Origin of the sequence: Bradyrhizobium sp. (genome assembly GCF_019242285.1) — a bacterium.
Taxonomy (GTDB): Bacteria; Pseudomonadota; Alphaproteobacteria; order Rhizobiales; family Xanthobacteraceae; genus Bradyrhizobium.
Map to the genome: position 1 here is coordinate 1 of NZ_JAFAVV010000097.1, position 9602 is coordinate 9602.

Genomic DNA, 9602 nt, shown 5'->3' on the forward strand with positions numbered 1-9602 from the left:
ACTCATGCCAGGAAAGTGCAGAAGGATCGCAGGCCGCGCAACCCGGAACCGACGCGCGGCGATTCGCTTTCACCGCTCTCAACAGGAAATCGGCGGCCCGAGTACGTTAGAGCGCTTTCTGTCGCATTTCCTCCCGAAAAACCGGGGTCCGCTTTTCCGGGAAATGCTCTAGTCCGGCAAATGCACGCGGCGGTCGTCACCGACATCGATATGGGGCGCGACCACGACCTCCCAAGGATGACCATCCGGGTCGGCGAAATAGCCGGAATAGCCGCCATAGTCGGTTTGATGCGCCGGCCTCAACAGCTCCGCGCCCTTCGACACGGCGAAATCCAGCACAATGTCGACCTCCTCGGACGACCGGCAGTTCCAGGCGAGCGTCATGCCGCGAAAAGCCTCCGGATGCGGGTCCTCCGGCTGTTCCGCGTCTTGCGCCAGGTCACCCCAGGGAAACAGTCCCAGCACCGGGCCGCCGGTGTCGAAGAAGGCGACCACCTCCCCGGTCGCCCGGAATTTGCGCTCGAAGCCGAGCGATTCGTAAAAGGCAATGCTGGTGCGCATGTCGTTCACACCCAGCGTGACCACCGTGAGCCGCGGAACCGGCGCTTCCATACCCATGTTACGCTCCGTCGTTACCATACTCAAAACAAGCTGAGCTGCTGCCCTCCGCCCTTTGGCCGCACGAAATGATCGGTCGTCAGCTTCGATCGACGTTTATTGAGGCCAAGCTTCTCGCAGGCAATCTCGAAGCGGCGGCCGATCATCCAGGCCATCGGCCCGGTCCCCTTCATGCGCGTGCCCCATTGCGAATCGTAGTCGCGTCCACCCCGCATGTCGCGGATCAGCGTGAAGACGTGGCGATAGCGGTCGGGGTAATTCGCCAACAGCCACTCACGGAACAGGTCCCGCACCTCCAGCGGCAGCCGCAGCAGCACGTAGCTTGCTTCCTTCGCGCCCGCATGCGCCCCCGCATCGAGAATGCGCTCGATCTCGGCATCGTTCAGCGCCGGGATCACGGGCGCGACCATGACCGTGGTGGGAACGCCGGCATCCGACAGCCGCTTCAGCGCTTCGAGACGCCGCGCGGGCGTCGGCGCGCGCGGCTCCATGGTGCGCGCGAGCCCGGGATCGAGCGTCGTCACCGAGATCGCCACCTTGGCGAGGTTCCTCTTCGCCATCCGCGCCAGGATGTCGGCATCACGCGCGACCAGTGCGGACTTGGTGACGATGCCGACCGGATGGCCGGCGCGCTCCAGCACTTCGAGAATGCCGCGCATGATTTTGCGATCGCGCTCGATCGGCTGATACGGATCGGTGTTGGTTCCGATCGCGATCATGCGCGGCTCGTAGCCGGTGACCGCGAGCTCCTTTTCCAGAAGCGCCGGCGCATCGGGCTTGACGAACAGGCGCGATTCGAAATCCAGTCCCGGCGACAGGCCGAGGAAGGCGTGGGTCGGCCGCGCGAAGCAGTAGACGCAGCCGTGCTCGCAGCCCCGATACGGATTGATCGAGCGATCGAACCCGATGTCGGGGGATTCGTTGCGCGTGATCACCTTGCGAGAGGTGTCCTGCGCGACGATGGTCTTGAACGGTGGCAGGTCATCAAGGCTTTGCCAACCGTCGTCAAAGGCGACGCGGGCCTCGGCCTCGTAACGGCCGCTGACATTCGATTGCGCGCCGCGGCCGCGCCGCCGCGCGCCCTCGATCGCCACCGAAAGCTCGGGGAAATCGGAGGGCGCACCCGCCGGCTTGGAGGGCGCCTTAACCGGCGGGTGCTTGAGGGCATGAGAGGATGCTCGGCTCATGTTCTCTACATAGCAAAACCCTAGAACAAATCAAGAACAATTGGACGCTGCGTGCATGCCACTGAGGAAGCAACTCTCACGATCCGGTGGCGACCCGTACGGGGGTCGGGGCTTTGGTCTAGATCAAGCGCCGCATCACATTCCCGTTCTATCGGCCTTCGATAATGGAACGGATCGCAGCATTCTCGATCTTTCCCGGGCGATCGAAGAGGAGCCAGCATGCAAGTCGCGAACGAACGACCTTCCACGACCGACGAGCTCGAGCTGCTGGACCGCTACTGGCGCGCGGCCAATTATCTGTCGGTCGGCCAGATCTACCTGCTCGACAATCCGCTGTTGAAGGAGCCGCTGCGGCCGGAGCACATCAAGCCGCGGCTGCTCGGACATTGGGGCACGACGCCCGGGCTCAATTTCATCTATGCGCATCTGAACCGGCTGATCCGCGCGCTGGACCTGAACGTCATCTATATCTGCGGGCCGGGCCATGGCGGTCCGGGCATGGTCGCCAATACCTATCTCGAAGGCACCTACAGCGAGATCTACCCCGATATCGGCTGCGACGCCGACGGCCTGCGAAAACTGTTCCGTCAGTTCTCCTTTCCCGGCGGCATTCCGAGCCATGCCGCGCCTGAGACGCCGGGGTCGATTCATGAAGGCGGCGAGCTCGGTTACGCGCTGGTGCATGCCTATGGTGCGGCGTTCGACAATCCCGACCTGATCGTGGCCTGCGTCATCGGCGACGGCGAAGCCGAGACCGGGCCGCTCGCGGCGTCCTGGCACGCCAACAAGTTCCTCAATCCCGCCCATGACGGGGCGGTGCTGCCGATCCTGCATCTCAACGGCTACAAGATCGCCAATCCCACGGTGCTCGGCCGGCTCGACGACGACGAGATACGCGATCTCTTCACGGGGTATGGTCATGAGCCGCTGTTCGTCGAGGGCGACGATCCCAAGACGATGCATCGGCTGATGGCCGACGCGCTGGACGTCGCGCTCGCGAGCATCCGCTCCATCCAGCAGAATGCTCGCCGAGAGGGGGCGAGCTTTCATCGGCCGAGATGGCCGATGATCGTTCTGCGCAGCCCGAAGGGCTGGACCGGGCCGAAGCAGGTCGATGGACTCAAGGTCGAGGGTTTTTGGCGCGCACACCAGGTGCCGATCGCGGATCCGCGCGGCAAGCCCGAGCACCTGAAGCTGCTCGAGAGCTGGATGCGCAGCTACGAGCCGGAGCAGCTGTTCGACGGCTCCGGTCGCCTGGTGCCCGAGCTAGCGGCGCTCGCGCCGGAAGGCCCGCGGCGGATGGGCGCCAATCCCCACGCCAATGGCGGCTTGCTCAAGCGCGAGCTCAAGCTGCCCGACCATCACGCCTATGCGGTCGACGTGCCGGCGCCGGGTGGCGCCGAGGCCGAGGCGACACGGGAGCTCGGCAAGTTCCTGCGCGACGTCGTCAAGCTGAACGCGGACGCGCGCAACTTCCGCCTCATGGGACCCGACGAAACCTCGTCGAACCGGCTCGACGCGGTGTTCGAGGTGACGGAACGCGTGTGGATGGAGCCGATCGAGTCCTACGATGTCCATCTCGCCCATGACGGTCGCGTGATGGAGGTCCTGAGCGAGCATCTCTGTCAGGGATGGCTGGAAGGCTACCTGCTCACCGGCCGGCACGGCTTCTTCTCCTGCTACGAGGCCTTCATCCACATCGTCGATTCCATGTTCAACCAGCACGCCAAATGGCTGAAAGTGTCGCGGGCGCTGCCCTGGCGCCGGCCGATCGCCTCGCTCAATTATCTCTTGACCTCGCATGTCTGGCGGCAGGACCACAACGGCTTCAGCCACCAGGATCCCGGTTTCGTCGATCTCGTCGCCAACAAGAAGGCCGACATCGTCCGCGTCTACTTTCCGCCCGACGCCAACACCCTGCTCTGGATCGCCGATCATTGCCTCAGGACCTATGACCGCATCAACGTGATCGTCGCCGGCAAGCAGCCGGCGCCGCAATGGCTGACGATGCGGGAGGCGGCGACCCATTGCGATGCCGGCATCGGCATCTGGAACTGGGCGGGCACCGAGCCCGCCGACGGCGAGCCCGACGTGGTGATGGCCTGCGCCGGCGACGTGCCGACGCTGGAGACGCTCGCCGCCGTCGACCTGTTGCGGCAGGCTCTGCCGAGCCTGAAGATCCGCGTCGTCAACGTCGTCGACCTGATGACACTGCAGCCGAGGGAGCAGCATCCGCACGGCCTCAGCGACCGCGATTTCGACGGCCTGTTCACGTCGGACAAGCCGGTGATCTTCGCCTATCACGGCTACCCCTATTTGATCCATCGGCTGACCTATAACCGCACCAACCATGCCGGCATGCATGTGCGCGGCTTTGCCGAAGAAGGCACCACGACGACGCCGTTCGACATGGTGGTCTTGAACGGGCTCGACCGCTACCATCTCGCAATCGAGGCGATCGAGCGCGTGCCCCGGCTTGCGGTCTCCGCCGCCCACATCAAGCAGCAGTTCCGCGACGCCCTGATCGAGCATGCGCGCTACGTACGGGCCCATGGCGAGGACATGCCCCAGGTTCGCGACTGGAAGTGGCCGTACGGCAACGGGACCCAGGGCGCGGCTCGTTAATTCTGCCGCAAAAAGCTGCAGTCGGACGGGGCTGATTTGAATGTGACAAGGTGATAACAGGGCTGCCAAGGAGAGCCCTATCGCCGATGCTGAGCATCATCATCCCGACCGAAGGTGTCGAGCAGCCTGCCGTTGCGACGCTGGCGGCGCTCGTGCCGGGCGCCGCGGCCGGCGTCATCCGCGAGGTGCTGCTGGTCGACCGGTCCAGCAACGGTATTATCGAACGCGTGGCCGATGTTGCCGGTTGCCGTTTCCTGCCCTTTGACGGATCGCGCGCTGCTGCGATGGCCGCGGGCGCGCGCGAGGCACGCTCGCCCTGGCTGATGTTCCTGCATGCCGGCGCCGTGCTCGACACCGGCTGGATCGAGGAGACCACGCAATTCATCCAGGGTGTGGCGGCCAGCGGCCGCCCGCGCGCCGGCATCTTCCGCTACGCCCGCTCGCCCTATGCGGAGATGCGCCTGCGCGACCGCCTCAGGCAGGTCGCCCGTGTCATCGTTGGCCCGCGGGGGGACCAGGGCCTCTTGATTGCGCGCGAGCATTACGACCGCCTCGGCGGCCATGCCCCCGACGTGCGCCGCTCCGAGGACCGGCTGCTGCGACAGCTCGGCCGTTCCTCGCGCACGCTGCTGCGCAGCCGGATCGTGATGGTCTGATCAGGGCCCGAAGACTGCTTGCCAAAGTCAAATAATTAATTGACAATGGCAAGCATCGAGGTGCCCATGTCATCCCTGGATTCCGAGATCGCGCAGGTCCGCGCGTTCACCCGTTTCTACACCCGCAAGCTCAACGTGCTCGATCAGCATCTGCTGGACAGCCCCTACTCGCTCAGCGAGGCGCGGGTGCTGTACGAGATCGCGCATCATGACGACTGCGCGGCCAAGGAGATCGGCGGCGAGCTCGGCCTCGATGCCGGCTATCTCAGCCGGATCATCCAGAAGTTCGACGAGAACGGCCTGGTCAGCCGCAAGCCGCTCGAAGCCGACCGGCGGCAGTATCGGCTGAGCCTGACCGCCAAAGGCCGCCAGGCTTTTGCAAAGATCGACCGCAGCGCGTATCACGAGGTCGCGGCGATGCTGCGCGGCCTCGGCGATGCCGAGCGCACGGCGCTGGTCGGCGCGATGGCGACCGTCCGGCGCACGCTGGAGCCCGCAACGCAGGCGCGGCGCACCTTCGTCCTGCGCAGTCACAGGATCGGCGACATGGGCTGGGTGGTCTCGCGGCAGGCCGTCGCCTATGCCGAAGAATATGGCTGGGACATCAGCTACGAGACACTGGTCGCCGAGATCTGCGCGCAGTTCATCCGGGGCTACGATGCGGCGCGCGAGCATTGCTGGATCGCCGAGGTCGATGGCGAGCCGGTCGGCTCGGTCTTCCTGGTGAAGGCGTCCGACGAGGTTGCCAAGCTCCGCCTGCTGCTGGTCGAGAGGAAAGCCCGCGGCCTCGGCGTCGGCCGCGCGCTGACCGAACAGTGCATCCACGCCGCGCGCGAGCGCGGCTACAAGAGGATGACGCTGTGGACCCAGAGCATCCTGACCGCCGCGCGCAACATCTATCAGCGCGCCGGCTTTTGCCGCGTCGCCGAGGAGCCGCACCACAGCTTTGGCGTCGACCTGATCGGCGAGACCTGGGAGCTGGAGTTGTGAGGTCCGGTGGAACACCGGCGTCGTCGCCCGGCTCGACCGGGCGAGCCAGCATTCCAGCGAAAGAAGTGCTCAACCGAGACGTCTCCGGAATGCTGGATACCCGCTTTCGCGGGGACGACAGCGGAGGGACATAGCTCCTCATTCCCGCCTGGCTTTGGTATGATCGCAGGGTCTAAGCCGACGCCCCCTTCGCCTTCGGTCGGCGCAGATGCTCGTCGAGACGCGGCATGATCTCGACGAAATTGCAGGGCCGCGTGCGGTAGTCGAGCTGGGCCGCCAGGATACCGTCCCAGCCGTCGCGGCAGGCGCCCGGCGAGCCCGGCAGGCAGAAGATGAAGGTCGCGCCCGCGACGCCCGCAGTGGCGCGGCTCTGGATGGTCGAGGTGCCGATCTTGGCGTGGCTCAGCATGTGGAAGGCGATGGAGAAGCCGTCCATGCGCTTCTCGAACAGCGGTTCGACCGCCTCGGGCGTGACGTCGCGGCCGGTGAAGCCGGTGCCGCCGGTGGTGAGAATGACGTCGACGCCCGGATCGGCGATCCATTTCTTCACCACGCCGCGGATCGCCTCGACGTCGTCGGTGACGATCTCGCGCGCCGCGAGCCGGTGGCCCGCCGCGCTCAGCCGCTCAGCCAGCATCGCGCCCGATTTGTCGTCGGCGAGCGAGCGCGTGTCCGAGATCGTCAACACCGCGATGTCGAGTGCAATGAACTGCTTCGTTTCATCGGTCGACGCCATGGACCGACCTACAGCGAGCCGCTGCCGAAGGTGTTGCAGGCTTCCAGCGTGCCCTGCTGATAGCCGTTCATGAACCAGCGCTTGCGCTGCGCCGCGCTGCCGTGGGTGAAGGAGTCCGGCACCACGCGGCCGGTCGCCTGCCGCTGCAGCGTGTCGTCGCCGATCGCGGAGGCCGTGGTCAGCGCCGAATCGATGTCACCGGTTTCGAGGAAGCCCGGCCGCTTCTTCTCCTCGCGATTGACCCAGAGCCCCGACAGGCAGTCGGCCTGCAGCTCGACCTTGACCTGCAACGCGTTGGCCTCGGCCTTGCTGCCGGCGTCCTGCTGCAGCCGCGTCACCTTGGGAATGATGCCGAGCAGGTTCTGGATGTGGTGGCCGGCCTCATGCGCGATGATATAGGCCGAGGTGAACTTGCAGGCATTGCCGGAGCAGCCATGGAAGCGCGTCTCGACCTCCCGGAAGAACGCAGTGTCGATGAAGATCTTCCGTTCCGGCGGGCAGTAGAACGGCCCCATCGCCGACTGCGCCATGCCGCAGCGCCCGCCATTGGTGGCGTTGCGGAACAGCACGATCTTCGGCCCGGTATAGGTCTGCCCGCGCTGCTGGAAGATCTCGCTCCAGCGGTCGTCGATCTCGCCGAGAATGCCGGAGATCATGCTGCCCATCTCGTCGGTCGGGACGCCGCTCTTCCCGGACGAGCGATCGCTCTGATAGGACGGCGCGTGGCCGCCGCCGTTGACCATCTCAGCGCCGCCGATCAGGATGCGCGGGTCGATGCCGAAGGCATAGGAGATCAGCCCGAGCACGATGATAGTGCCGATGCCGAGCCCGCCGCCGCCGACCGGCAGGCCGATGCCGCCGCCTCCGCCAAATCCGCCACCATCGTCACGACGGTCCTCGATATCGCCGGAGCGGCGGAAATCATCGTAACGCATGACGGCTCTTTCCCATTTGCCTCGCGAGGCGCAATTCCCGCGGTGATACGCGCGCGATCCCAACGCGTGAATTAAAATTTCCGTTCCATTAATCAATAGCCCGCCCGGCAAAAATTGCCTAGTGCCGTCTTGCCGCGACGGCGCCATCGCCTGCGACACGTCCGCAGGAGCTGCACCTTTTTCTCAGCAAAGAGAGAGAGGTGAATGGCGCTGTTTGCTCGGCACCTTGGCGTCTCTGCCGATCATGAAAAGCGTTGCGACTAACGCGCGCGGAACGCAATTCGAAAAATCTTCGGGGTTAAGTCGATTTTTACTTTGGCGGATCAAGGTGGGGGCAGTCGGCTGTTAGGTCCCGCGTCGCCGGCAGCGTCACCTGAGTCAGAGTAATCGAGTCATGGTTGAGTCGCGTCGCGGGGCGTCTGTAAAGGCGCCCCGCACAAATTTTGAGTCGTCCTCCAACAGCATCATCGTTGGCGACTGCGTCGCCGAGATGTCGAAGTTGCCGGCGGCTTCCGTCGACCTGGTCTTCGCCGATCCTCCGTACAATCTGCAGCTCAAGGGCGAATTGAAGCGGCCCGACGAATCCCACGTCGATGCCGTCAACGACGACTGGGACAAGTTCTCCTCGTTCGCCGCCTATGACGATTTCACCCGCGCCTGGCTGCTCGCCTGCCGCCGCCTGATGAAGCCCTCGGCGACGCTGTGGGTGATCGGCTCCTATCACAACATCTTCCGCGTCGGCGCCATCATGCAGGACCTGGGTTTCTGGGTGCTCAACGACATCGTCTGGCGCAAGTCCAACCCGATGCCGAATTTCCGCGGCCGCAGATTCACGAACGCGCACGAGACCATGATCTGGGCCGCGCGCGACGAGAAGGCCAAGGGCTACACGTTCAACTACGAGGCCCTGAAGGCCGCGAATGAGGACGTGCAGGCGCGCTCCGACTGGCTGATCCCGCTCTGCACCGGCGAGGAACGCCTTAAAGGCGCGGACGGCAGGAAGGTGCATCCGACCCAGAAGCCGGAAGGCCTTTTGGCGCGCGTGCTGCTGTCGTCGTCGAAGCCCGGCGATCTCGTCATCGATCCCTTCAGCGGCACCGGCACCACGGGCGCGGTCTCCAAACGACTGGGCCGCCGTTTCGTCGGCTTCGAGCGCGACCAGGACTATGCGAAGGCGGCCGAGGCGCGCATCGCGTCCATCGAGCCGCTGCCGGAAGCGACGCTCGCACCGTTCATGACCGCACGGGATGCGCCCCGCGTCGCATTCTCCGAGCTGATCGAGCGCGGCATGATCCTGCCGGGCACGAAGCGCGTCGACGCCAAGAAGCGGCATGGCGCGCTGGTGCGCGCCGACGGCGCCATCATGCTCGGCGACAAGGTCGGCTCGATCCATCGCATCGGCGCGGTGGCGCAGGGCTCGGAAGCCTGCAACGGCTGGACCTTCTGGCATGTCGAGACCAAGAGGGGTCTCAAGCTGATCGACGAATTGCGCGCCGAGATCCGCGCCGGCATGGCGGCGGGCTGAAGCCGCGGCACCTGATCCGTCCTTCGTCCTTCCGAATCTCGCACTTGCGCGCGCCCGGGAATGACGAGCTAAGGCAGGCAGCATCTCTTTCACAAACTCGTCGCTTGCGCTTTTCGGCGAAATTTGTGCATGGAGATGCGGCCCGCCGACTGCGGCGCAGTGTCCCGAATTTTCTCGGCAACGAACGATCAGGGGAGATTTTCCACCATGCTCAAATTCTACTTCAATGGGGCGCCCAACCCGAACAAGGTCGCGCTGTTCATCGAGGAGGCCGGCCTGCCCTGCGAGCTGGTGCCGGTCGACACCCGCAAGGGCGAGCAGTTCAAGCCG

8 protein-coding genes and 1 pseudogene are annotated in these 9602 nt (G+C 65.1%); 5 read left to right on the forward strand and 4 right to left on the reverse strand.

Translation table 11 applies throughout. The features are described 5' to 3' along the window. Positions 1-168: 168 nt before the first annotated feature. Both JOY90_RS03725 and JOY90_RS03730 read right to left on the reverse strand, forming a co-directional pair. On the reverse strand, positions 169-618 hold the full coding sequence (locus JOY90_RS03725) for a VOC family protein (protein WP_291689816.1): 450 nt from the start codon (positions 616-618) through the stop codon (positions 169-171). A 23-nt stretch (positions 619-641) separates the two neighbouring features. Further along, entirely contained in the window at positions 642-1805 is a 1164-nt protein-coding gene (locus JOY90_RS03730) for a PA0069 family radical SAM protein (RefSeq protein WP_291689817.1), read from the reverse strand. Between the two features lie 219 nt (positions 1806-2024). Between JOY90_RS03730 and JOY90_RS03735 the strand changes: the two genes are divergently transcribed. The 3 genes from JOY90_RS03735 (at position 2025) to JOY90_RS03745 (ending at position 6076) form a co-directional block, all read left to right on the forward strand. Beyond that, positions 2025-4430, forward strand: a complete 2406-nt coding sequence (locus JOY90_RS03735; RefSeq protein ID WP_291689818.1) for a phosphoketolase — start codon at positions 2025-2027, stop codon at positions 4428-4430. 86 nt (positions 4431-4516) lie between these two features. Continuing rightward, complete coding sequence (locus tag JOY90_RS03740; protein ID WP_291689819.1) at positions 4517-5086, forward strand: glycosyl transferase; 570 nt, start codon at positions 4517-4519, stop codon at positions 5084-5086. A 66-nt stretch (positions 5087-5152) separates the two neighbouring features. Next, positions 5153-6076, forward strand: coding sequence for a helix-turn-helix domain-containing GNAT family N-acetyltransferase (locus JOY90_RS03745; RefSeq protein WP_291689820.1), 924 nt, complete (start codon positions 5153-5155; stop codon positions 6074-6076). Between the two features lie 172 nt (positions 6077-6248). Here the strand turns inward: JOY90_RS03745 and moaB are convergent, their stop codons facing one another. Continuing rightward, on the reverse strand, positions 6249-6812 hold the full coding sequence (moaB, locus tag JOY90_RS03750; RefSeq protein ID WP_291689821.1) for a molybdenum cofactor biosynthesis protein B: 564 nt from the start codon (positions 6810-6812) through the stop codon (positions 6249-6251). Positions 6813-6820: 8 nt separating this feature from the next. Beyond that, positions 6821-7747: a neutral zinc metallopeptidase gene (locus JOY90_RS03755; RefSeq protein WP_291689822.1), complete on the reverse strand. Its 927-nt coding sequence runs from the start codon at positions 7745-7747 to the stop codon at positions 6821-6823. A 394-nt stretch (positions 7748-8141) separates the two neighbouring features. Between JOY90_RS03755 and JOY90_RS03760 the strand changes: the two genes are divergently transcribed. Together JOY90_RS03760 and JOY90_RS03765 are read left to right on the forward strand one after the other, a co-directional pair. Next, entirely contained in the window at positions 8142-9272 is a 1131-nt protein-coding gene (locus JOY90_RS03760; RefSeq protein WP_291689823.1) for a site-specific DNA-methyltransferase, read from the forward strand. A gap of 207 nt (positions 9273-9479) precedes the next feature. Beyond that, positions 9480-9602 (forward strand): annotated as a pseudogene (locus tag JOY90_RS03765) (glutathione S-transferase family protein); the annotation flags it as partial.